Origin of the sequence: Streptomyces sp. NPDC007095, from assembly GCF_040634475.1 — a bacterium.
Lineage (GTDB): Bacteria > Actinomycetota > Actinomycetes > Streptomycetales > Streptomycetaceae > Streptomyces.
Map to the genome: position 1 here is coordinate 1 of NZ_JBEYFS010000190.1, position 23,448 is coordinate 23,448.

General features: G+C 67.8%; 22 protein-coding genes and 1 pseudogene. 6 read left to right on the top strand and 17 right to left on the bottom strand.

From position 1 onward, the window contains the following. Positions 1–104 precede the first annotated feature (104 nt). Positions 105–782: a TrkA family potassium uptake protein gene (locus ABZ656_RS43315; RefSeq protein ID WP_054237132.1), complete on the bottom strand. Its 678-nt coding sequence runs from the start codon at positions 780–782 to the stop codon at positions 105–107. After that, positions 782–1,453: a TrkA family potassium uptake protein gene (locus ABZ656_RS43320; protein WP_054237133.1), complete on the bottom strand. Its 672-nt coding sequence runs from the start codon at positions 1,451–1,453 to the stop codon at positions 782–784. The genes ABZ656_RS43315 and ABZ656_RS43320 overlap by 1 nt, the downstream gene beginning before the upstream one ends. 381 nt (positions 1,454–1,834) lie before the next feature. Here ABZ656_RS43320 and ABZ656_RS43325 point away from each other — a divergent pair, with 381 nt between their 5' ends. Then, positions 1,835–3,886, top strand: a complete 2,052-nt coding sequence (locus tag ABZ656_RS43325; RefSeq protein ID WP_360276033.1) for an APC family permease — start codon at positions 1,835–1,837, stop codon at positions 3,884–3,886. A gap of 139 nt (positions 3,887–4,025) precedes the next feature. Then, positions 4,026–5,354, top strand: a complete 1,329-nt coding sequence (locus ABZ656_RS43330; protein WP_101401174.1) for a class I SAM-dependent RNA methyltransferase — start codon at positions 4,026–4,028, stop codon at positions 5,352–5,354. Positions 5,355–5,796: 442 nt separating this feature from the next. Here the strand turns inward: ABZ656_RS43330 and ABZ656_RS43335 are convergent, their stop codons facing one another. The 12 genes and pseudogenes from ABZ656_RS43335 to ABZ656_RS43390 all read right to left on the bottom strand — a co-directional run bounded on the left by ABZ656_RS43335 (position 5,797) and on the right by ABZ656_RS43390 (position 17,179). Next, complete coding sequence (locus tag ABZ656_RS43335) at positions 5,797–6,120, bottom strand: hypothetical protein (protein WP_180362102.1); 324 nt, start codon at positions 6,118–6,120, stop codon at positions 5,797–5,799. Positions 6,121–6,496: 376 nt separating this feature from the next. Continuing rightward, a complete protein-coding gene (locus ABZ656_RS43340; RefSeq protein ID WP_180362103.1) occupies positions 6,497–6,697 on the bottom strand; it encodes a hypothetical protein in 201 nt (66 codons plus the stop codon). A gap of 100 nt (positions 6,698–6,797) precedes the next feature. Further along, positions 6,798–7,568: a hypothetical protein gene (locus tag ABZ656_RS43345; protein ID WP_360276038.1), complete on the bottom strand. Its 771-nt coding sequence runs from the start codon at positions 7,566–7,568 to the stop codon at positions 6,798–6,800. Positions 7,569–7,660: 92 nt separating this feature from the next. After that, positions 7,661–8,919: pseudogene (locus tag ABZ656_RS43350) on the bottom strand (IS256 family transposase). Positions 8,920–9,071: 152 nt separating this feature from the next. Then, positions 9,072–9,332, bottom strand: a complete 261-nt coding sequence (locus ABZ656_RS43355; protein WP_101401175.1) for a hypothetical protein — start codon at positions 9,330–9,332, stop codon at positions 9,072–9,074. Positions 9,333–9,541: 209 nt separating this feature from the next. Beyond that, a complete protein-coding gene (gene murI, locus ABZ656_RS43360) occupies positions 9,542–10,375 on the bottom strand; it encodes a glutamate racemase (RefSeq protein ID WP_101401176.1) in 834 nt (277 codons plus the stop codon). Between the two features lie 46 nt (positions 10,376–10,421). After that, entirely contained in the window at positions 10,422–11,027 is a 606-nt protein-coding gene (locus tag ABZ656_RS43365) for a C39 family peptidase (protein ID WP_180362368.1), read from the bottom strand. Positions 11,028–11,055: 28 nt separating this feature from the next. After that, complete coding sequence (locus ABZ656_RS43370) at positions 11,056–12,015, bottom strand: D-alanine--D-alanine ligase (RefSeq protein WP_101401178.1); 960 nt, start codon at positions 12,013–12,015, stop codon at positions 11,056–11,058. Between the two features lie 36 nt (positions 12,016–12,051). Further along, a complete protein-coding gene (locus ABZ656_RS43375; RefSeq protein WP_101401179.1) occupies positions 12,052–13,236 on the bottom strand; it encodes an ATP-grasp domain-containing protein in 1,185 nt (394 codons plus the stop codon). A gap of 42 nt (positions 13,237–13,278) precedes the next feature. Continuing rightward, positions 13,279–14,595 (bottom strand): ATP-grasp domain-containing protein, encoded by a 1,317-nt coding sequence (locus ABZ656_RS43380; RefSeq protein ID WP_360276043.1) that lies wholly within the window; start codon positions 14,593–14,595, stop codon positions 13,279–13,281. Then, positions 14,588–15,826: an MFS transporter gene (locus tag ABZ656_RS43385; RefSeq protein WP_101401181.1), complete on the bottom strand. Its 1,239-nt coding sequence runs from the start codon at positions 15,824–15,826 to the stop codon at positions 14,588–14,590. The genes ABZ656_RS43380 and ABZ656_RS43385 overlap by 8 nt, the downstream gene beginning before the upstream one ends. A gap of 3 nt (positions 15,827–15,829) precedes the next feature. Continuing rightward, complete coding sequence (locus ABZ656_RS43390; protein ID WP_360276047.1) at positions 15,830–17,179, bottom strand: aminotransferase class I/II-fold pyridoxal phosphate-dependent enzyme; 1,350 nt, start codon at positions 17,177–17,179, stop codon at positions 15,830–15,832. Positions 17,180–17,426: 247 nt separating this feature from the next. On the opposite strand from ABZ656_RS43390, the gene ABZ656_RS43395 reads away from it, so the two are divergent. Then, positions 17,427–18,263, top strand: a complete 837-nt coding sequence (locus ABZ656_RS43395; protein WP_180362104.1) for a UbiA family prenyltransferase — start codon at positions 17,427–17,429, stop codon at positions 18,261–18,263. On the opposite strand, the gene ABZ656_RS43400 is transcribed toward ABZ656_RS43395, so the two are convergent. From ABZ656_RS43400 to ABZ656_RS43410, 3 genes are all read right to left on the bottom strand, one after another. Then, a complete protein-coding gene (locus ABZ656_RS43400; RefSeq protein ID WP_360276050.1) occupies positions 18,240–18,986 on the bottom strand; it encodes a helix-turn-helix transcriptional regulator in 747 nt (248 codons plus the stop codon). The genes ABZ656_RS43395 and ABZ656_RS43400 overlap by 24 nt on opposite strands. 259 nt (positions 18,987–19,245) lie before the next feature. Continuing rightward, positions 19,246–19,398, bottom strand: a complete 153-nt coding sequence (locus ABZ656_RS43405) for a hypothetical protein (protein WP_360276053.1) — start codon at positions 19,396–19,398, stop codon at positions 19,246–19,248. 370 nt (positions 19,399–19,768) lie between these two features. Further along, positions 19,769–20,401, bottom strand: coding sequence for a M15 family metallopeptidase (locus ABZ656_RS43410; RefSeq protein ID WP_101401184.1), 633 nt, complete (start codon positions 20,399–20,401; stop codon positions 19,769–19,771). 614 nt (positions 20,402–21,015) lie between these two features. On the opposite strand from ABZ656_RS43410, the gene ABZ656_RS43415 reads away from it, so the two are divergent. The 3 genes from ABZ656_RS43415 (at position 21,016) to ABZ656_RS43425 (ending at position 22,649) form a co-directional block, all read left to right on the top strand. Further along, entirely contained in the window at positions 21,016–21,591 is a 576-nt protein-coding gene (locus ABZ656_RS43415) for a helix-turn-helix domain-containing protein (protein WP_101401185.1), read from the top strand. 22 nt (positions 21,592–21,613) lie between these two features. Then, positions 21,614–21,964 carry a transposase gene (locus ABZ656_RS43420; protein WP_360276057.1) on the top strand — a complete coding sequence of 117 codons (351 nt, stop codon included), beginning with the start codon at positions 21,614–21,616 and terminating at the stop codon, positions 21,962–21,964. A gap of 415 nt (positions 21,965–22,379) precedes the next feature. Then, positions 22,380–22,649 (top strand): hypothetical protein, encoded by a 270-nt coding sequence (locus tag ABZ656_RS43425; protein ID WP_360276060.1) that lies wholly within the window; start codon positions 22,380–22,382, stop codon positions 22,647–22,649. The last annotated feature ends 799 nt before the right edge of the window (positions 22,650–23,448 follow it).

A 23,448-nucleotide genomic window follows, 5' to 3' on the forward strand; every position in this document is an offset into this window, starting at 1 on the left:
CCTTACTTGTTTGTTCCCCATACCTCTTTTTCCCCGTACCTCCGCTGGGGGCCCCCGGAGATCTCCGGGCGCCCCCTGCGTCGTATCGCAGCTGTCGGAGCCGACTAGCTCGTCGCGTCGTCGCGGCGGACCGAGAGCAGGTCCTCGAGCTGTTCCTCGCGGGCCTGGGCGGCGACGAAGAGGAGCTCGTCGCCCGCCTCCAGGGAGTCCTCCTGGGAGGGCGTGAGGACCCGGGTGCCGCGGATGATCGTGACCAGGGAGGTGTCCTCGGGCCACTCCACGTCGCCGACCTGCGTGCCGGCCAGGGCCGACTCCGGCGGGAGGGTCAGCTCGACCAGGTTCGCGTCGCCGTGGCTGAAGCGCAGCAGCCGGACCAGGTCGCCGACGCTCACCGCCTCCTCGACCAGGGCCGACATCAGACGCGGGGTGGAGACCGCCACGTCCACGCCCCAGGCCTCGTTGAACAGCCACTCGTTCTTGGGGTTGTTCACACGGGCGACGACGCGCGGGACGCCGTACTCGGTCTTCGCGAGCAGTGAGACGACCAGGTTGACCTTGTCGTCACCGGTGGCCGCGATGACCACGTTGCAGCGCTGCAGCGCCGCCTCGTCCAGCGAGGTGATCTCGCAGGCGTCGGCGAGCAGCCACTCCGCCTGCGGGACGCGCTCGACCGAGATGGCGGTCGGCGCCTTGTCGATCAGCAGAATCTCGTGCCCGTTCTCCAGGAGCTCGCCCGCGATGGAGCGACCGACGGCACCGGCACCGGCAATGGCGACCCTCATCAGTGACCGCTCTCCTCTTCGGGGCCCTCGGCGAACGACGCCTCGACCTTCTCGACGTCGTCCGTGCGCATCATCACGTGCACGAGGTCGCCCTCCTGCAGCACCGTCTGCGAGGTGGGCAGGATCGCCTCGCCCAGCCGCGTGAGGAAGGCCACACGCACCCCGGTCTCGTCCTGGAGGCGGCTGATCTTGTGGCCGACCCAGGCGGCGGAGGCATGCACCTCGGCGAGCTGCACCCCGCCGGTGGGGTCGCGCCACAGCGGCTCGGCACCCGAGGGGAGCAGCCGCCGCAGCATCTGGTCGGCCGTCCAGCGGACGGTGGCGACGGTCGGGATGCCCAGGCGCTGGTAGACCTCGGCGCGGCGCGGGTCGTAGATGCGCGCCGCGACGTTCTCGATGCCGAACATCTCGCGGGCCACCCGGGCGGCGATGATGTTCGAGTTGTCACCGCTGGAGACGGCGGCGAAGGCGCCGGCCTCCTCGATACCCGCTTCGCGAAGGGTGTCCTGGTCGAAGCCGACTCCGGTGACACGACGGCCGCCGAAGCCGGAGCCCAGTCGTCGGAAGGCGGTGGGGTCCTGATCGATCACAGCGACCGTGTGCCCCTGTTGCTCCAGGGTCTGGGCCAGAGCGGAACCCACTCTTCCGCAGCCCATGATGACGATGTGCACGACCGTCCTTCCGAATGTAAATGGTTACGGCTCAGGCTAAACAGGGTCTCAGACCGCCGCCCAAGCTACACACGCGCGGTCGATCAGGGGCACCCCTGTGCACGTTCGCCTGCGCGTTCCCGGCGATCAGCGGCGATTGAAGCTGCGCACGCTGAGAAGAGTCAGGATTCCGAGGCCGACGAGTCCTGCGGTGGCGCCGATGAGCTCAGCGGTCGCGTGCATGGAACCTCCATAGTGGGATAAACAGGGGCTTTGTCATATAGACATGCGGAAGTATGCGGCCTCGGAATCCGCAACGGGGCCCCTCCTCGTTTTCACTCGGAGAGCAGATGTCGAGCGGCGGGTGGGCGACCCCCCGTTCGAACGCTTACGATCCTCTGCGTGTCCAAACTGACCGACGTGCCCAAACGGATCCTGATCGGGCGCGCACTGCGCAGTGATCGGCTCGGGGAAACCCTCCTGCCGAAGCGCATCGCACTCCCCGTCTTCGCATCCGACCCGCTCTCCTCCGTGGCCTACGCACCCGGGGAAGTGCTTCTGGTCCTCTCCATCGCGGGCGTGTCGGCCTACCACTTCAGCCCCTGGATCGCGCTCGCGGTCGTCGTGCTGATGTTCACGGTGGTCGCTTCCTACCGGCAGAACGTGCACGCCTACCCCAGTGGTGGCGGCGACTACGAGGTGGCCAACACCAACCTCGGCCCCAGGGCCGGCCTCACCGTCGCCAGCGCGCTGCTCGTCGACTACGTCCTCACCGTCGCCGTGTCGATCTCGTCCGGCATCGAGAACCTCGGCTCCGCCATCCCCTTCGTCGTCGAGCACAAGGTGCTGTGCGCCGTCGTCGTCATCGTGCTGCTCACGCTGATGAACCTGCGCGGAGTGAAGGAGTCCGGAAAGCTCTTCGCGATTCCGACGTACGTCTTCGTCGCGGGCGTCTTCATCATGATCGCGTGGGGCGCCTTCCGTGGGCTCGTCCTGAACGACACCATGCGCGCGCCGACCGCCGACTACCACATCAAGGCCGAGCACCAGGGGCTCGCGGGCTTCGCGCTCGTCTTCCTGCTGCTGCGCGCCTTCTCCTCCGGCTGCGCGGCGCTCACCGGCGTCGAGGCCATCTCCAACGGCGTCCCCGCCTTCCGCAAGCCCAAGTCGAAGAACGCCGCGACCACTCTCGCGGCGATGGGCCTGCTGGCTGTCACCATGTTCTGCGGCATCATCGCCCTGGCCATGTCGACCAAGGTCCGGATGGCCGAGAACCCGGCCACCGACCTGATCCACAACGGCGTCCCGATCGGCTCCGGCTACGTCCAGAACCCGGTGATCTCGCAGGTCGCCGAGGCGGTCTTCGGCAAGGGCAGCTTCCTGTTCATCGTGCTCGCCGCCGCCACCGCGCTGGTCCTGTTCCTCGCGGCCAACACCGCGTACAACGGCTTCCCGCTGCTCGGCTCGATCCTCGCCCAGGACCGCTATCTGCCGCGTCAGCTGCACACCCGCGGCGACCGCCTCGCCTTCTCGAACGGCATCGTCCTGCTCGCGGGCGCGGCCACGCTCCTGGTCGTCATCTACGGCGCCGACTCGACCCGGCTGATCCAGCTCTACATCGTCGGCGTCTTCGTCTCCTTCACGCTCAGCCAGACCGGCATGGTCCGGCACTGGAACCGCCACCTGCGCACCGAGAACGACCCGGCCAGGCGCAGCCACATGATCCGCTCCCGCGCGATCAACGCCTTCGGCGCCTTCTTCACCGGCCTGGTGCTGGTCGTCGTCCTCGTCACCAAGTTCACGCACGGCGCCTGGGTCGCCCTGCTCGGCATGGTGATCTTCTACGTGACGATGAGCGCGATCCGTAAGCACTACGACCGCGTCGCCGAGGAGATCGCCGCCCCCGAGGGGCCCTCCGACGACAGCGTCCGCCCCTCCCGGGTCCACTCGGTGGTCCTGATCTCCAAGATCCACCGCCCGACCCTGCGTGCCCTCGCCTACGCCAAGCTGATGCGCTCCGACACCCTCGAGGCGCTCAGCGTCAACGTCGACCCGGCCGAGACCAAGGCACTGCGCGAGGAGTGGGAGCGGCGCGGCATCGACGTACCGCTGAAGGTCCTCGACTCGCCGTACCGCGAGATCACCCGGCCCGTGATCGAGTACGTGAAGGGCCTGCGCCGGGAGTCCCCGCGCGACGCGGTCTCGGTCATCATCCCCGAGTACGTGGTCGGCCACTGGTACGAGCATCTGCTGCACAACCAGAGCGCGCTGCGGCTCAAGGGCCGGCTTCTGTTCACGCCCGGTGTGATGGTCACCTCCGTGCCCTACCAGCTGGAGTCCTCGGAGGTCGCGAGGAACCGGGCCCGCAAGCGGCAGGAGTGGAACGCGCCGGGTGCGGTGCGCCGGGGTCCGGCGGAGGAGCGCCCGAAGGAGTCCTCGAACGCCAAGGGCTGACGGCCTTGTGACCGCAGGGGCCGACGGCCTTGTGGTGAGCGGCCGGGCAACGTCCACGTAGACTGGTGGGCTGTTGTCCGGCCGTTCGCGGTTCCGCGACCCCTTCCTCATCCCCTTTCGCATCTGGAGTCACCCCGCCATGCAGGCAGAACCGAAGAAATCGCTGGTGGGGGAGGAGTACGAGGTCGAGATCGGCCCCGTGGCCCATGGCGGGCACTGCATCGCCCGCACGGCCGAGGGCCAGGTCCTCTTCGTCCGGCACGCCCTGCCCGGCGAGCGCGTCGTCGCGCGTGTCACGGAGGGCGAGGAGGGCGCGCGCTTCCTGCGCGCGGACGCGGTGACGATCCTCTCGGCGTCCAAGGACCGCGTCGAAGCCCCCTGCCCCTACGCAGGACCCGGTCGCTGCGGCGGCTGCGACTGGCAGCACGCCAAGCCGGGCGCGCAGCGCCGCCTCAAGGGTGAGGTCATCGCCGAGCAGCTGCAGCGGCTCGCGGGCCTCACGCCCGAGGAGGCGGGCTGGGACGGCACGGTGATGCCCGCCGAGGGCGACAAGCTGCCCGCCGGCGAGGTCCCGGCCTGGCGCACGCGCGTGCAGTACGCCGTGGACGCGGACGGCAACGCCGGACTGCGCCGCCACCGCTCGCACGAGGTCGAGCCGATCGAGCACTGCATGATCGCGGCGCCGGGCGTGAGCGAACTCGGTATCGAGGAGCGCGACTGGTCCGGCATGGCCTCGGTCGAGGCGATCGCCGCGACCGGCTCCCAGGACCGCATGGTCATCCTGGAGCCCCGCCCCGGCGCCCGACTTCCCCTCGTGGAGCTCGACAAGCCCGTCTCCGTGATGCGCGTCGAGGAGCACGACGGCGGCATCCACCGCGTCCACGGCCGCGCGTTCGTGCGCGAGCGGGCCGACGGCCGTACGTACCGCGTCGGCAGCGGCGGCTTCTGGCAGGTCCACCCGATGGCGGCCGACACCCTGGTCAAGGCCGTCATGCAGGGCCTGATGCCGCGCAAGGGCGAGATGGCGCTCGACCTGTACTGCGGCGTCGGCCTCTTCGCGGGCGCCCTCGCGGACCGCCTCGGCGACAAGGGCGCGGTCCTCGGCATCGAGTCCGGCAAGCGTGCGGTCGAGGACGCCCGGCACAACCTCGCCGCCTTCGAGCGGGTCCGCATCGAACAGGGCAAGGTCGAGTCGGTCCTCCCGCGCACCGGCATCACCGAGGTCGACCTGATCGTCCTCGACCCGCCCCGCGCCGGCGCCGGCAAGAAGACGGTCGAGCAACTGTCCTCCCTGGGCGCCCGCCGCATCGCGTACGTCGCCTGCGACCCGGCGGCACTCGCCCGCGACCTCGGGTACTTCCGCGACGGTGGGTACAAGGTACGGACGCTGCGGGCGTTCGATCTCTTCCCGATGACGCATCATGTGGAGTGCGTGGCGATCCTTGAGCCTGCCGAAAAGGGTGCCTGACCTGCGGTTTCGCCGGGTGTGCATTATGTGCGCTGTGGGCGTTACGGGCGATATCTTGACGCATATTCGACGCATGGAAGGCCCTTCTGACGCACGTTTGACGCACTTTCTGATGGATCGTCAGGAGTGACTTCCTGCAGGTGGCGGTGCGTCAGGTGCGGTCTTCCAGAGTCCCTTCTTTGCTGTCTCTTGGCGAGATCCTGCCGGTTATGGTCCGATTTGGGGCTCAGTCGGAGCGAGGTTCGTAGCGGCTTCGGTGGCTGAGGAACGGCTCAAGATCTGAGCTGCTGGGCTGCGACGGTGGGCAGCTTCGGCGCCAAGGCGGACTCGGTGAGCTGTTGGAGGTGGGCGTCTGCGAACGCGAGCCACGACTCGATCTTGGTCCTTTCCTACCCGGGTGGCAGTGATGTGGCGCGGTTGCGCACTGCTGTGACGAATTCGGTCAGGCGTTTGATCTGGTGCCAGGCATCTGTCCGTTCTTCGAGGTGCTTGACGCGATAGGCGTGTGGGTGTACGCGGCGTGGGCTTTGTGCACGGCGCTTTCGCAATTCTGCTGTGCCGCCTCCTGGGTTTGCTCGTCTACGTGGCGGTTGTGTTCGGCGGCTTCGCCACGGAGGTCGACTTCTTGCACGATTTCGGCGAGCTGGTCTTCCAGCGGCCGGCCAGGGAGGTCGGCCCATTCGTTGCCGCGGTGTGCGGTGCTGCCGCGGAGGATGAAACGCAGCCGGTTGGCGGGGGTGTAGTCGAAGCAGGGATGCGCATCCATGTGTGCTTCGTAGCGTCGGCGCGTTCCTTGCCGGTGGGGACGTGTTTGCTGTGGTCCTGTTCCTGCAGGACGAGGAAGTCGATGCATTCGCCTTGGGTGGTGATGGTGAAGTACGGTGCTGCCTGCCGACGGTGACGGGGCGGGGCGGGGCGGCGGCTGGAGTGGGGCCGAGTGCCGCCGTGTGGCCCTTTGATTCGGTGGCTGTAATAACGACGGCCTGGATGATGCGCAGGGCTCGGCCGTAGACGGATTTGGTCAGTTCCATGCGGTGGGGTTGCTCTTGGGGAGCGGCCGCCACGGTATGGGGCTGGGTGAGTCCGGCTGGCGCGGTGATTGGAGTGAGTTCGACGAGTTGCCAGGCAGGGATGTCGACGAGCTAGATTTCGTAGCCGCGGTGAGTCTGCTTTCCACGGAGCTCCTGTGCGTGAGGGATCTTGCCGGACTTGTGTGCGGCACTGATCCGCGATGCCCAGTTCACAGCGTGCGGGCCGGGTTCGACCGCCTTGACGAGGTAGTTGTTGTTGGCTGCCAGCTCTTCGAGGAGCTGGTCGGTGTAGTTCGTGCGGGCCCTCCGCACAGTTCGGGCGTGTAGTGACGGCGGTGTTTCCCCGGACGCTTCAGGTATGCCTCGCTGAGTCCCTGAACGAAGATTGAGCGCTGGTGGCTTGCTCTCACGGTCAGCGGAGCGAGGCCCACAGGTCGTCGCGATCCTCGGGGTCGGGCTGGTCGGGGTGGAGCATCGTTCGGACGCAGCGTTGCAGTCCGGTCTCGTGGGATCCCCCGGCGTTGGCCATCCAGCGCAGGTCGTCCATAGTGTGGGCGCGTTCGTCGGTGGCGAGGTCGTCAACGGCGGTGCGCAAGTCGTCGGGGGCGGGTTCGTCGGTGAGGCAGAGCCAGCCGATCGCGGCGACCAGGCGGACCTCGGGTGCTTGTGTTCGGTCCCGCCACTGTTCCCGCATCCACGTGGTGGTCGGCGCGTGGGGGTGCGTGCGGGTGGCTTCGGCGGTGGCGAGGACCAGGGCGGCGCTGACCTTCGGGTCCTGCTCAGTGGCGAGCCGGGCACGGAAGGAGGAGCGGACGGCGCGGTCGGGGTCTGCGGCGGTGGCCAGTGTGTAGGCGGCGTCGATACGTATCGACGGGTCGGGGTTGCCGAGAAGGGGGTGCAGGAGGGCGGTGTCGGCGGTGATCGCGGCCCGGGCAGCGGCGACCGACCAGCCAGCAGGGTAGCCGGTCACCTCGACGCCGTAGTCGTCGTGCAGATCGCCGTCCTGGAAGTCGGCGCGGTGGAGCAGTAGTTCGTCGCGAGAGGCGACGCCGAAGTGGAGGGCACGGGCCGGGCAGGCGGCCACGGCGAGAGCGTCGGCACGACAGGGGTGGCGGGTGTCGGCGGCGATGCGGATCAGGAACGGTACGGCGAGAACGGCGGCCCGCATGTCGTTGGCGCACATGCCGGAGGTTGTCAATTCCTTTGTGTATGTAGAGGTGTGCGTCCTTGCTGGTCGGGCCCTGAAGGTGGTTACTATCGGTGATCTTGCAGGGTTCAGAGGGGGAGGCGGTCGGGGAAGGCCAGCATGAAGTGGTTCATGGCCCGCTTCCACCCGAGGGTGCCGGTGCCGCGGACGCGGCCTTGGGGGATAGGGCCGTCGCCGTCGATGTGGCGGCCCTCGATGCGGCGGATGCCGAGGTAGAGGAGCTTGATCGCGGCGTCGTCGGAGGGGAAGTGCCCGCGCGTCTTGGTGATCTTGCGGAGTTGGTAGTTCAGGGACTCGATGGCGTTGGTGGTGTAGATCACGCGCCGGATCTCGCGGTCAAAGGCAAGGAAGGGGATGAACTCCTCCCACACGCGTTCCCAACTCGCAATCAAACCAGGGTAGTTCTTGCCGTAGGCGGTCCTGAGTTCATCGAGGGCGCTGAGCGCCTCGGACTCGGTGCTCGCGGTATAGATCGGCTTCAGGGCGGCGGCGACCTTCTTGCGGTCGGTGTAGGACACGTACTTCATCGACGAGCGGATCAGGTGCGTCACACATGTCTGGACCTGGGCTTTCTCCCAGACGGTGTTGATCGCGTCGGGTAGGCCCGTCAGTCCGTCGCAGCACACGATCAGGGCATCCCTCAGGCCGCGGTTCTTGAGCTGGGTGAGCACGTTCAGCCAGAACTTCGAGTCCTCGTTGTCCTGCAGCCAGATGCCCAGCACATTCTTGATGCGTCCACGTCGACACCAATGACCAGATGGGCAGATTTGTTGGTGACCATGCCGCCGTCGCGGACCTTCACGCTCAGAGCGTCGATGTAGAGGATGGGGTAGACCTCGTCAACGGGCCTGTTCTGCCAGGCGGTTATCTCACCCGACACGACATCGGTGACCTTCGAGATCAAGGCTGGGGACGCCTCCGTCCCGTAGACCTCCTTGAGGTGCGCGGTGATGTCCCGGGTCGTCATGCCTCGCGCGTAGAGCGAGAGGATCATGTCGTCAACCTGGGCCAGACGCCGCCGCCACTTGGGCACAATCACCGGCTCGAAGTCTGCCTTGCGATCCCTGGGCACGTGCACCGTGACCGGCCCGGCCGTCGTCGTCAGCGTCTTGGGATACGACCCGTTACGGGAGTTGCCCGAGCCCCGCCCGGCCGGGTCGCCGGCCTCGTAGCCGAGGTGGTCGGCCATCTCGACCTGCAAAGCCCTCTCCAGGACCGCCTTCATCATCTGCTGCAGCAGACCGCCCTGCCCATCGATACCGACCCCAGCCGCCTCCGCGTCCGCCAGCATCCGGTCGATCGCCGCCGGCGACATCGCCCCCGCCAACCTGCGCGACGCCTCCTGCCGGGACTCGTCGGACTCGGCGTACGGGAAGTTCTCGTCCATCAGATCACTCACTGTGCGTCACATTCCTGGTATCAGCCAGGGCCCGACCAGCACCCAGCAAGATCATCTCTTACACAAGGAACTGAACACCCTCACATGCCGCTCACCACGCCCGCTCCGGAACGAAAGGAGCCGTCGGTGTGCAGCAGGTGAACGGCATCCCTGACGTCTCCCCCCTGTGAGAAACGCTCCCAGGGGACTCGGCCGAGCAGGAATCCATCCTTGGTCTCGGGCCGGATGCCGGCCACCGCCGCCCGCACGTCGAACGGCCCGCCCGCGAAAGAGGACAGATCCGCCCCGGCCGCCAACGCCCGGCACATCGCGAACGTCGGATCAGTCCGCCAATCGCCCACGTCACACCACCCCACCGCCGAGTCGAACCGGAGTCGATCATGCCACCCCCAGGTCCGCCTGTTCGAGGCGGAACGTTAAACGGCAAGATCAACACCGTCGCGGGCAGACGGAGAGTCGATCGGCGGAACCGAGAGTGCCCTCGGCCTCCGCGGTCTGGCCACCGGCGATGACGGCGAGCTTCAACGTGTTCTTCCTGCCGGTCGTCGCGTTAGCGATGGGTCAGGGCGAAGACCGCCCGGCTGACGGCCTCGGCGCTGCGGCCCCGGAAGGGCAGACCCAGAAGGCGGCTACCGATGCTCTCGAAGTACCCGAGGTCGCCTGTCGTCTGGAACAGATATGAGGGCTGGCCCTCGGTGGCGGGGTGGCACAGGTTGGACCGACGTAGACATGCGGCCAGCTCCTCCGCGGCGGTCTCGGCACTCGACACCAGTCGGACCCGCTCGCCCATCGCCCCGGCAATGGCCTCGCTGATCAGCGAATAGTGGGTGCAGCCCAGGATGAGCGTGTCGACCTCGGCCGCCACCAGCGGGGCCAGACACCGCTGCACCACGGCCGCCAGTTCCGGACCGGTGGTCACGCCTGCCTCGACGAAGTCGACGAATGGCGGGCACGCCGCGATGACCAGGTCGATGTGCGGAGCGGCGGCGAACGCGTCCTCGTAGGCCCTGGAAACTCGTGTGGCCTCGGTGCACACGACGCCGACCCGGCCGTTCCTGGTGGCCTTTGCCGCGGTGCGGCTGGCCGGCCCTACGACCTCGATTACTGGAATCCGATAGCGCTCGCGTGCGTCCCGGAGCGCCGCGGCGCTCGCCGTGTTGCAGGCGATCACGAGCGCCTTCACCCCATCGTCGACCAGCCGGTCCAGGCATTCCAGGGAGATCTCCCGGATCTCGGCGAGCGGGCGGGGGCCGTAGGGCTGCCGGGCACTGTCGCCCAGGTAGACGATATTCTCCGTCGGCAGCAGCCGCTGCACAGCGGAGACCAGCGCCAAACCGCCGAAACCAGAGTCGAAGACGCCTATGGGCGCCGAACTCCCAGTCATGCTGAACGAACCTTCTGTCGGTGGACTCGACACTCGGTGGCCGGCTTCATCGGCCGTCGGCGCGTCGCAGCACGACGCCCCGGCCGGCATAGAACCTGGCGAAGTCGTCCCAGGCCACCTCGGCGAACTCCTGTGAGACGCCGGGCAGTCCGGAAGGGTTATGCAGATAGACCGCGGCATCGCTGGCGCCGACGGCCAGTACCAGATGGCCGCCCCGATGCGTGGGCGAGGTCTCGGGCGTACGGATGGACGAGCTCACCGAGAGCAGCGGCAGTGCCCCGGCGCCGACCAGCTTCCCCAGCTCCTCGGCGGGCAGCTCCGGGTGGGACTCCGCGCTCACCGGCCATCGGCCGACCACGTAGCTCACGAAAGGCGCATAGATCAGGCCCTCCACCTGTTGTCCCTCTACCCGGTAGGCCCCCGCGTCCAGGCACTCCGCGGCGAGCTCGAAGGCGTTCGGTGCGGTACCGAACCAGTAGCTCAGAGCCATGCGCAGGCAGGCCACCCCGCAGAGCCGCCGAGCCCAGAACTCGTACGATTCCGGACTCTCCGCACCGGAATCCCGCCAACGAGGGTCCTCCGCCCCGGTGCGTCGGCCTGTCACAAACTCGCCCACCAGCTCCGGAGATTCCCACTGGGAGAAGTAGGGCACCCGGTGGACGACAGCGGAGCCGTTCTTCCTAGGCAACAGCGGCCGTCCTGGTGAAAGCAGTCTGCAGGATGGTGGTCACGAGGTCGGGATAAGCGATCCCTGCGGCTCTCGCCATGGTGGCCAGATTGCCCCGGTCCGAGAGGCCGGGCACGGTGTTGATCTCAAGCACCACCGAACTCCCGTCCTCTCGGACCATGAAGTCCACCCGGGAGACCCCGTGGGCCCCGAGGATCCTGTGCACCCGGAGTGCGTCCGCCTGGAGCCGCTCTGTCACCTCGCTGGGCAGGATCGACGGGCAGTGCTCGGTACGCAGACTCGGATCGTGCTTGGCCGCGTAGTCGTAGAACTCGTGCTCGGTCTCCACATCGTGGACCGGCAGAGTAGCGAGACCGTCGGCCAACTCGAGCACGCCCACCGAGCACGGGCGCCCCAGCACGTGCTCCTCCACCATGTACTCGCGGTATCCGCCCTCATCCGTCTCCGCCAGCATCCGGGAGAGTTGAGAGGGTTCCCGGACGATGCCGGCGCCCAGGCTTCCGCCGCCTGCGGCCGGTTTGACGAAGACCGGCCAGCCGAGTTCCGACTCCACGACCCGGAGCATGTCTTCGTCACTGAGCGAGTCGTCGACCGTCACCCACGCGGGAGTGTCGAGGCCGTAGCTGGCAATCAGTCGCTTGAAGGTCGGCTTGTGCATGCCGACCGCCGAAGCCAGCACCCCCGATCCGGTGTACGGAACCCCGAGGGAATCCAGGAGGCCCTGGATCCTTCCGTCCTCGCCCCCAGGGCCATGGAGCGCGATCAACGCGACATCGATCTCCGCAAGGCGTTCGAACGCTTTCGGCTCCGCGGGGTCGATCAACCGAACGTCAAAGCCCTGGGTGGCGAGGGCGTCCGCTGACATCTTCCCCGAGACCAGCGATCCGGCGCGCTCCGGGGAGTCGCCTCCGTACAGGACACCTATGACCTGGGATTCAGTAAGTCCTGCCATGTTGGATTCCATTTCGATTCAGGGTTTTCCGGATCGTCATTTCCCGGGCGAGGTCACGATGTCGACCATGCCGGTGACCTTCTCGCATCTGGCCACAGCCTCATGGATGTCCGCCCCCTCGGCGATCACATAGCCGTTCACCTTGTCCAGGGACCACGTCAGCTCGGGTACGACGTCGCCGACCCGAGGCGGGTCGTACACGGTGGCCCCCTCCACCCGGCCGGCCTCATCCAGACCGCCGACCTCGCGGATGCGTCCCGGAGGGGCCTGGAAGAAGCGCACCGCGGCGCCGATCCGATGCGCCGGTGGCGCAGGCAGGGGATCGATACCGAGCGGCACCGTGACGGCCAGCCGGAAGAAGTCGTATCCGCAGGAGAGACGGAGGAGTTCGACGATTCCGCCGCCACCGATGCGGTTCTGCGATTCGACTATGCGGGGCCCGGCCGGGGTGAGCTTGACCTCGGTGTGGCAGGGCCCCTCGGTCAGACCGACTGCCGTGAGGAAGTCGGTGACCAGGGCCTCGACGGTCTGCCATTGACTGTCGTCGAGTGCGCTGGGCATCGCATGCCCAACCTCGACGAAGTTATCGGTGAGGGTCTTGGTGGTTATGGAGATCACTGAGTGCTCCGCGCGGTACGAGAAGCTCTCGACGCTGATCTCCGGACCGCTCAGGAACTCCTCGGCGAGCAGCGGCGCCCCGCCGCCGATCCGCGGCCACTCGCGTGCGATGTCCGCCGCCGATTCGACCCTAGCGACGTTCCGGCTGCCGGCGCCCGCCACGGGCTTGAGCATGATCGGCCCACCGAGGTGCGCGAGAAAGTCCTCGGCCTGGCGGGCGGAGGCCACCAGACCGGTCCGGACCGGGCTCAGACCTGTGTGCTCGAGTCGGCGCCGCATCAGGTGTTTGTCCTTCAGCAGCCGCACCGAGTTCGCGGTGTTTCCGCCGAGAGCCAGGGTCTCGTTCAGGCGGGCCGCCGCGACCAGGCACTCCTCGGCGATGGATACCACCCGCACGAACGGCTTCCGTCGGTGCTCGGCCAGCACAGCCTTCCGTACCTGCTCGAACTCCTTCAGTTCGACCTCGACGACCCTCTCGCAGAGGTCGTGGGCGCGCCTGTCGGGGGCGTCGGCGCCATGGAACAGGACCACTTGGATCCCCGCCGCGTGTGCTCGTTCGAGCAGGTTGAGCCTTCCGCCGAGTATGGCGATGCGTTGACTCATCCTCAGAAATCCTCCATCTGCGGATAGTTCCGGGCCTTCAGGTCAGCTCGTGTACTCGGCGTAGCCGAAGCATGTGTCGGACCTGAGGTAGTCGAAGGTCTCGAGGAGGGTGTCCGCGCTCGGGGCGGCCGCGAACACCCTGGCCAGCGTTCCGGCGGGAGTCCCCTCAGCCCAGCGCGGCCTTGCGCCCGGTGCGTGGTTGACCCGGGCGCTGATCACGCCGGGCAGAGCCAGCAGTTCGTCCGCCGAGGGCATCTCGGTTATTACCAGGTCGCGCGGCGGTATCTGCGGTAGCAGGATCGCCGCGGATGCCCTGAACTCGTCGATGGGACGTGGAGCCCGACCCAATGCGACCTCGGCGAGCGCACGAATGATGTCGTAGCCAGCAGCGTGGTACAGCTGCTCCGTCACCCCGCCGCCGACCCGGCAGTTGACCTCGATAATCATCGGGCCGGCCGCCGTCAGCTTGAACTCGGTGTGCAGTGCGCAGTGCGTGACCCCGAGCGCCTGGATCGCCGCCGAGGCGGCCGCGCGCAGCGCCGCCAGCTCGTCATCCGGGAGCACGGAGGGGAGGATGCCGCCGTTCTCCCGGAAGGGATCGGTGAGCGGGAACTTGTCGGTGACTGCGAGGTGTTCGATCCGGTCGCCGCACACGATGGATTCCACGCTGACGTAGTCGCCGTAGCGTTCGTCCTGATGCTTCCGGACGCCGATCAGCCGCTCTTCCAGGATGAACGTGGCGGTCTGCCCGGCTCGCCGGTCGTTCTCATGCGCTGCCCGAGCGGTCTCCCAGAGCTCGTCCAGTTCCGTGTCCGAGCCGACCGCGTAGGTGGCCAGGCTGCCCGCCCCGGTCACCGGTTTGAAGATCGCCGGTGCGCCCACGTGCCGGTACGCCTCACGCAGTTCCGCGGCGCTGCGCACCAGCGCGAACCGGGGCACCGGGACGCCGGCCTCGGCGAGCCGCCGACGCTGGAGGTACTTGTCCCGCATCGCCGGGATCGCGGCCAAGGGGTTGGCCGGGAGGCCAAGCTCGGCGGCCGCGGTATGGGCTTCGATGACCCACAGCTCGCTGAACGAGAGGATGCCCTCGGCGCCCTCGGAGAGGGCGACGTTCTTGATCCTCTCTACCAGCTCCTGGCCGGTGTTGAAGACGGTGGCCCGGCATCCCCACTCGTCGAAAAGGTCCCGCTTTCCGGCGTCCGCAGCCTCGTCCCCGGTGGGCTTCCACAGCACCGCGACCTCATGCCGGTCGCACAGCCGGGGCAGCGACCAGTCGAGGGTAGGTCCGCCGGGACCGTCCACGAGGACCAACCGGGGGCGGTAGGGGAAGGCGTCGTTGACGCCGTTGGTGTCATTCACCGAATTCTCCATAGGGGTGGTGCTTCGCCAGTGCGGCGTGGCCGATGGCGACGAGCAGTGCCAGCACGAACGTTCCGGTCCAGAAGGTTGTCGAGCCGAGGTTCTCCAGTTCCCAAAGCCCAACCGGAGCGCCCAGTGCCAGACCGAGGTTCCAGGCGAAGAAGTTGGCGGCCTGAAAGGCCCCTTGCTCCTCCGAGCGGGCCCACAGGGCGATCAGGCAGGAGCCGAGCGGGGCGAGGACCACCTCGCCGAGGGTCCAGACCCCGATCGAGCAGACATACCCGATCTCCGAATGCCAGAAGCCGTGTAGCAGGAAACCGAGGCCGATGAGCCCACAGGCGAGCACGAGCTTCGGCAGCAGTCTCGCCGGACCGGAGAACTGGGAGGCCACCGGCTGCAGCACCACGACCAGGACGCCGTTCACCGAGAGCGCCAGCCCGACGGCGCCGGGGGACAGTCCGTGGGCCGCCATGTCCACCGGCAGAGCCGATCTGCACTGCAGATAGATGGCAGATATGACGAAGCTGAGGAAGAGGAAGGGGGCGATCGGCAGCCTGACGAAAGGGTTCACCGCATGACGAAAGGACTGCAACCAGGTCCGGTGCGGCAGCCCGCCCTTGCGTCCGCCGCCGACGGTGGGCTCCGGAATCCTGGAGGCGATCACGGCATAGGCCACCGAGGTGACCGCGTTGAGGGCGAACATGAAGCGCGGCGCCAGTTCCATCACCGCGCCCACCAGAGTCGGAGCCACCGCCACCCCGATATTGGACGCCCAGTAGAGAAGCCCGTAGGCCCGGGCCCGCTGGCTTGCCGGAACCGTCCCCGCGACCAGCGCCGCTCCGGCCGGCCGATGGATCGTGGTGGTGCATCCGGAGAGGAACGCCACCGCCGCCAGTCCCCACAGCGGCATCGCCAGGCCGAGTGCGACGGCAAAGAGCGCGGTGGCCAGCTGGGAGTAGACGATCGTGCGCCGGGAGCCGAAGCGGTCGCTGAGTAGGCCACCGAGCAGCGAGGCGATGATCGACCCGGCGCCTTGTATGCCGACGATCCAACCCGCAGTCTGCACGGTGGCCAGGTGCTGGTGGACCAGGTACAGGGTGAAGAACGCCGGGAGTAGCTGGCCGACCTTGTTGAGGCAGGTGCCGGTCCAGAGGTACCAGAAGGGTCGTCCCAGTCGCTCCTTTTCGGGGTCCACGGTGGCGGAGTCGAGTGTTCCGGCATGCGCTCGCACGGTTCACCGGACCTCGGCGGCGCCGGCGTCCGGTGTGGCGGTGAACTCCCGAAGCAGTCCGGAGAATCGCGTGATGTCGGCTCGGTCCATATCGGCCCGCAGCATGACTCGCAGCCCGGATCGCCCGCGGGCGATCACAGGAAAGAAGAGCGGGGCCACATAGCAGCCCTCCTGGAAGAGACGCTGCGCGATCCCGATCGTCCGCTCGACGTCGCCGACGCTCACGAAGCGGATCGGCAGCCCGTCGTGCCGGTTCTCACTGGGCACCAGGGCATCGAAGTGGTTGATGTTCTCGCGCAGTCGGCGCTGGAGGTCGTCCAGTTCCGAGGAGCGGTGGATCTCTGCGGACGCCTGCACTGCGCCCAGTCCGGCCGTGTTGATCCGTTGGGACCACATCAGTGGCCCGCTCCCGTACAAGAAGAGCTCGCGGCGTGCGCTGTCCCCGCGTCGGCCGACGAACATTGCCCCGCCGGATGCGGCGAACCCCTTGTTCAGCGAAGTGATCACGATCGTGCGGTCGTTGATCTCCCCCATGGTGTCGAGTACGAGCCCGCGCCCGCGGGCACCGCAGCTGGACAGTCCGTGCGCCTCGTCGAACAGCAGGAAAAGCCCGTAGCGGTCCTGCAGTTCCAGCAGCTGCCGTACTGGGGCGCAGCCGCCCGTGCTGTACACGCTGTCGGCGACGTAGACGAGGTTGCGGTGTGTTTTGCAGAGTTCCTCGAGCGCATTGAGGTCATTGTGCGGGATCGTCAACAGGCGGGTCTCGTCGGCGACGCTCGGCTTCATCGCGTTCAGGCAGAAATGTGCGTTCTTGTCGAAGACCATGAGCGGCGGATCGCCCTCGGTGAGGGCTCCCGAGGCGACCAGCGGCAGAGTCTGCCAGGCGGCAGCGGCGCACGAGGTCGTGGTCAGCACCTCGACGCGGAAGAGGTCGGAGAGCATCTCCTCGGTGTCCCGCAGAACCTCGAAGACTGCGCGCATCCGGGACGTGGAGGTGTTCAGGGACCCCACCTTGACCACCGTCTCCGCCGCTGCCTCGACGATCGCCGGATGCGACTCCAGGCCGAGGTAGGAGAACGAGGACATGTTCAGGAATTCCCGCCCGTCATCCGCCGACACCAGGAAGGGGCCGCGCGCCGCAGTCGCGGTGAGCTGGCCGAGCCCAGCGGCCTCGGCCCTCTTCCAGAAGGAGGTACTCGTCCCGATGGTCTTCTTCACATTCATGAAGGTGTGCACGATCTCCGGCTCTCTTACGAGGAAGCGCTGGTCAAACCCCCAGCCCTGACAGGAGGTCGTGGTGATCCTGGAGTCTCGCCGACCGCCTGGCAACGCACCCCGGACCCAAAGGACCATGCCGTCTGCATACTCTCTGCATCCTTGGTATGACTCCCGGCCTCCCGCGCGGCGGGCCTTCCATCGAAACCTGGGTACCCTTGCCCGGGCCCAGGCCAGGTACCCACATACTTGTGGCGGCCCTCGAGGTGTTCGTTGAGGTCGCCGTGAAGATCTTTTGAGCGAGTGAGCGGTATCAGGGTCAGTGGAAAGCAATGTTCAGCGGCCGGCCCGCATATTGGGGCTGTCCCTGATGGAGGCGCGGCCTGTGGTGCAGGTGGTATTCCTGCTGCGGTTCGCGGTCGGCGGGGCATTTGCCGCGACCCAGGGCGACGGCTCCGACCGCTGGCCGCTCGGCGTGGCGGCTTGGTGGTGCGCGGTGGTCTGCGTCTACCTGCTTAACGGGGTGATGGACGTTGCCGAGGACCGCGCCAATGGCTCCGTCCGCCCGATTGCCCGAGGCGCTCTCCCGGTCCGCGTCGCGAGTGTCACCACCGGGGCGTTCGCGGCGGCAGCTGTGGTGGTCGCATTGGCTGCCGTCCCGGGGCTCATCTGGTGGATCCTGCTCTTCTTGGCGCTGGGTGCCGCTTACTCGGTGCCACCGATCGCGGCCAAGCGCTCCAGTTGGGCCTGCGCGCTGATTGTGACCGGGTTGGGGCTGACCACGTACGCGGCGGGCGCCCAGGCGGCCGGTCACTCGGCCGGACTTGAGGCGTGGGTCTTCGCCGGGGTGATGGCGGCGTGGATGGGACTCGTGGGCGCGGTGGTCAAAGACCTCGGCGACGCGGAGGGGGACGCCAGTGCCGGTCGGCGGACGGTGGCGGCTGTGCACGGCGCCGCCACGGCCCGCCGGCTGGCACTGACCGGGGCACTGACAGTGGGTTGCTGCGGGCTGGCCGCCTCACTGTGGGCGCCCGCGGTGCTGGTCGGAACGGTCCCGCTGGCGATCGGCAGCGTCTGGGTGGCATTCCGGCTGCGGAAGCTGCCCGGGAGGGACGCGGCGCGCCAAGAGCGCCGGGGCGCCTACCGGGCGTTTATGGTGGTCCAATACGCGGCCAACGCGGCGATGTTGGTGCTGTTGCTAGTTCGCGCGGCCAGCCGGTAACCGCCCCGTGCCCCCCGGCCGCGGGTGCGCGCCTCTGCGGAGCCTGCGGACCGCGTCCAGCCGGGATCGTGCGCCGAGTTTGGCGTAGGCGTTCGCCAGGTGACGCTTGACGGTCACCTCCGTGATGCCGAGGCTGGCGGCGATCTCCTTGTTGGTCAACGCGTCGGCCGCCAAGCCCAGTATTTCCAACTCACGCCGGGTGAGCGCATCCGCAGATGAGCCAGACGGGGACGCGGTGACGGCGAATGAGTCAGGGCCGGGTGTGAGCGCGGAGTTCGCCGCCGATACGGCGGGGGTCTGCTCGTGTCCCAGGGCTCCGACGTAAAGGCGGTGCATGGTGGCGGTGCGGAAGGCGGCTTCCAGGGCGCGGTAGGCCGCGTCCCGTTGGGGCGCGGCCTCCGCCCGGGCGGCCTCCTCCAGGAACGGCTGGGCAGCCTGCCAGAGCAGATCCGCGGCGCGCACCGACTCGGCGACCGGGATCCCCTGCAGGGCTCGATGCGCCCCGAGAAGCCGGGTGTAGTCGTCTCCTGTGGCCTGCGGCACGTCACGATCCACAGCGATCGCGCAGTCTTGAAGAATGGCTGCGGCCTGCCGGCGACACTGGGCCCAGACCTCGGAGCGTGCGACCAGCGGGCTGCCGATGTCGCTCAGGGCGGCGTGGTACTCGGCGATGATCTGAGGGGCGACGTTTCGCAACACGCGGACGGCGGCCAGGTGGCCCACGCGGGGTTCTCCTTCGTTTCGTGCCCCCCCCGCACACGCACCCGATCCGTCGCCGACCCGAGTCGGCCTTGGCGAGGCAGTGTTGGTCTTCGTCAGGAGCGTAGCCGCTCTGCGGAGGGACCCCTGATGCGAGCAGCCCAAAGTGATCATTGTCACCCGCTGTGCCCGAAAGGCTTCTCATGGTTACTCGGGGTTAAATTATGATTTGAGATTTTTCGTTACTCCTTGCGATCCCCGCGGTAGGCGGGGCGGGTGGCCTTCAGTTTGTTCTTCGAGCCGGGCGGCCGTCCGGGACCGGGGCGCCGGGGGATTGGTGTCCGGGTGAGAGGGCCTGGCGCAGGGCGACGTCGAGGCGGAGTTCGCGCAGTCCGGGGATGCGGATATAGCGCCACACGCCGCGTTTGAGCGCCACAGGGCTGGAGAGTCAGCGCCACAGATCTGGAGACTGGGCGAGCACTCCGCGTGGTCGATGCGGACCAGGACTGGGAAGCTGTCGGCGACGACGGTCCAGTCGGCTGCCTCCAGACCCAGGTGGGCAACGTGGGCGTGGGTGCCGGTCAGGACGGTGGTCACGGCGCTGGGATGGGTGGGGTGGGTGTAGAGGCGAACGTGGGCGATGGGGGAAGTCGCGTTGTAGTGTCGTCTCTCGTGCCGGTGGCCGGGCCCTCGGGTCCGGCCACCGGCGTGTGCGAAGTGCTGTCGGGCTGCTCGCGCGGCGCGGCCGGTGTACGCGGCCGTAGTGGTGGGCGGGCAGGCACGGGTGGCGGGCGCCGGATAGGGGGTCAGATCGGTCCGTAGATGGCGGCAGGGGCACCGGTCATGAGCGCCCAGTATCGGTCCCCATAGGACCAGTGCCACCACTCGCTGGGGTAGTTGGCGAAGCCTTCTGCGTACAGGCACTGGGCCAGGAGCTTGCGGTTGTCGCGTGCGGTCTGAGACAGGCCTGGGGCATCGAACGGACACAACTCTTCGTCGCCGGTGCGGTGTCCATTCACCGCACCGCCCAGATCCAATTCGACGCCATCCGAGTCGACAAGCGTCAGATCCACAGCCGCGCCGGCGCAGTGCGGAGCCACCTCGACCGGGGAGACGAAAGCGCTGGCTCGACGCCGACGATCTCCCGGGTCCGTGATGCCCGAGCAGCGCAGACGGTCCTCATACAGTGCGAAACGACGTGCCTGCTCAGCGGGGCTTCTGTGTCCCTCGACGATGAGGAGCCCGATGCCTGCGGGGAGTCTGGTGGAGGCCGAGCCAAGGCGTTTCAGCACGCCGGCTCTGACCCGTCCATATGCCCCGGCCTCATCTCGTTCCCTAGGGTCGAGTGTTATCTCCGCAATGGTTGCGATCTCCACGAGGGGGTCGCCACAGTCCGCCACCGGGATGTCCATCACCTGCGGATCACTCAGCAAGATCATGCTGCGTGAGCTTAGAGGCTGCGCCCACCGGTGACATCCAGAACCTGATCCCTGACCGGCAGGGCACGGACAGCCTGGCCATCGATTACCAGACCCTGACCGTCACCCGCCGCCAGTACCTCCCCTTCGGCGGCATCCGCGGCACCGCTCCCACCACCTGGCCCGGCGACAAGGGCCATATCGGCGGTACCCTCGACTCCGCCACCAGCCTTGAGAGCCTGGGCGCCCGCGAATACGACCCGGCCAACGGCCGCTTCCTGTCAGCCGACCCGATCCGGCGGATACGTGGCGACCGAGCAGTACGACGCGCTGGGCCGACTGACTGCCGTAACGCTGTCCTTCCGCGTTGGCGGCGCAAGTTCTGTACGACGCCCGCCGTGACGCCGAGGTTCCCGCCCTGGCTTGCAGTTGGTCGTCCGCCGCGCCGATCTCGATGCGGACGGTCGGGGACGTCTGCGCCGCGACCGTGAGGCGGACCTCGTGGCACTGCGAACGATCATCGCGCGACAGCAGCAAGGAGCGGGACGCCGACTACTGCTGCTGGATTCCTCTTTCGCTGGGTATATGTCCTGGTGGCGGGGTAGTTGAGGGTGCTCGGGGGCGGGTGCTGGACGATGGTTTTACGGGCACGACCGGGGCGTGACGAAGACGAACGGGGCGTCGTTCGCCGGTTGTCGCGGGCCTGGAAGGTTCCGCGGGATGTGGTGATGCGGGCCCGGATGATCGAGCTGAGTTGGTCGGGGCTGCGCGCGCCGGCGATCGCGGTGGAACTGGGCTGTAGTCAGAAGACGGTTCGGTGCTGGCTGGACCGCTTCAACGGCTCGGGCCTGCAGGGGCTGGATGATCTGGGCGGGCAGGGCCGCAAGGGGCGGATCACCGAGGAAGAACGGTCAAGGATCATCTCCCTGGTCAAGACCGTGCCACCGGGCCGGCTGAGGTCGGAGCCCGTCGGGGAGCTATGGGCCTTCGACGAAACCGGGCCATCCGAGTGGACCCTGGATTCCCTGGCCGCAACGGCACGGGCCGAAGGGATCGAGGTAGGCCGCTCACAGGTCAGACGCATCCTGCTCGCCGAAGGCGTGCGCTGGCGCCGCACCCGGTCCTGGACCCGCTCGAAGGACCCGGACTTCGTCCCAAAAGGACGAGGATCATCGGCCTCTACACCCACCCGCCCGACGACGCGACGGTGATCTGCGCCGACGAGCTGGGCCGGTGATCCCGCGGACCTTTCCGCCCGCACCCGCCTGGTCACCCGACGGACACCGGATCAAAGCGGAACTCGACTACAGCCGCGGAACGGAGAAAACCTTGGTATACGGGGCCTTACGCGTCCGGGGCGGCCAGCAGATCACCATGGCCGCCTCCTCCCGTAACAGCGTCTTCTACCAGCAGTTCCTGCAACAGATTGAAGACGCCAACCCGACCGGCGAGCTCTGGATCATCACCGACAACCTGTCCAGTCACAACAGCCTGTCCACCCGGACCTGGCTCGAGGACCATCCCCGCATCCACCACGCCTTCATCCCCGTCGGAGCATGCTGGCTCAACCTGCAGGAAGGCTGATGGCGTATCTTCCGTAAAGCCGCCCTCGCCGGCCGCTCGTTCGCCAACCGCGACGACATCGAACACGCCACCACCCTTGCAACCAGACGGCTCAACTCCCGCGCCACAGCCTGGGTCTGGGGCAGACCTGCACCGTCAACCCGCCGACTACGGCGCCGATATGTCTACACCGTTTGAGGAACCCAGCAGTAGTGGTCTGGCGGTGGACTTCGTTGTCGAGGCCGATCGGCCGGACTGGGTGAGATCGTGCAGTGGGTGCGGGACGGACGGCTGCGGACAAAAATCGGTGACGTCGCGAGCTTCGATGATGCCGTTGCTGCCCTTAACCCGACCACGCGACGCAGCGGGAAGACAGTCATCCGCGTGCGCCCGTAGGGAGTGACGGCCACAGTCCGACTGGCGGGTCATCCTCACGGTGTACAAGGTGAAGCGGCTCGGCCGCGACGCCGCCAAACTCACCGCGCTCGCCCACCACCTGCTCGCCCATGGCCTGGTGCTGGAGATGCTCGCCGGCCTCCTCGCGGGAATGTATGACCTCAGCGGGCACGGCAAGCTGCTGTTCGTATCTTCCCGGCGATGGCGGAGAGCGAGCGGGAGAACATCCGCGAGTCGCCCCTGGAAGGATTCGCCGCCGTTGAACGCAAGGGCAAGCACGGCGGTCGGCCGGCCGTCAGCACCGCGATGAGGCGTACGTCGTGGAGCTGTGCAACCACGCGCTGGGCAAGGCGGCCCTGACCCCTGACCCAATACCGGTTCGACTGGCTACTGGGAGACTCGGGTACGAAAGGGCGGCGGGCCAGGCTGCCCGTTGACGCCTGCTGGGAGAGCTGCGCACCGCCAACCGGTCTCGCCGTCGGCGAGATCACCCTGGCCGGGCTGCCACCCACCGCCGGATTCGTCCCCAAGTGGTACCTGCTGGAAGCCCTCCTCCAGCAGTTCCGGCTGCCGCACCTGCCGTATGCACTCTTCCTTGCCACCACGGGCGTGCTGATCGCCCTGACCGTGGGCTTCGCCTCGGTGACCTTCGTTCGCATCGTCGGCATGGTTGTCCTCGGCCCGCGCACCGACGATCGCCCCCCCCCACGGGCACCCCGACAAACCGACCTCGGCGCCGCCGGACGTGGCGGCATGCTGCTGCTCGCTGTATGTGGGTATGGGGGAGCCGGGCCTTGTTCGCCGGTGGACAGGCGCCAATGCCGAGGCCGATCCGGTCGTCGCAGGCATGGTGATCACATTGACACCGAAGGGGCTGCCTTCTGCCTGCCCCTCCGGGGCCGCGAGCGTGCGCAGTGACGATTGGGCAGCAAATGGAGCGTCAACATCTTGCACGTACCGCCCACTCTGCACGTAATGCACATCGACACCGTGTCCGTTTTATGGAGCGCGAGGCTCTGACGCGTAAATAGAGCCTGGTCAGGGTGGGTGTGGGCAGGGCCGGGTGCCCGGTGGCCGTGGAGGCTCCGGGTGTCGGGGTCTGCCGGTTA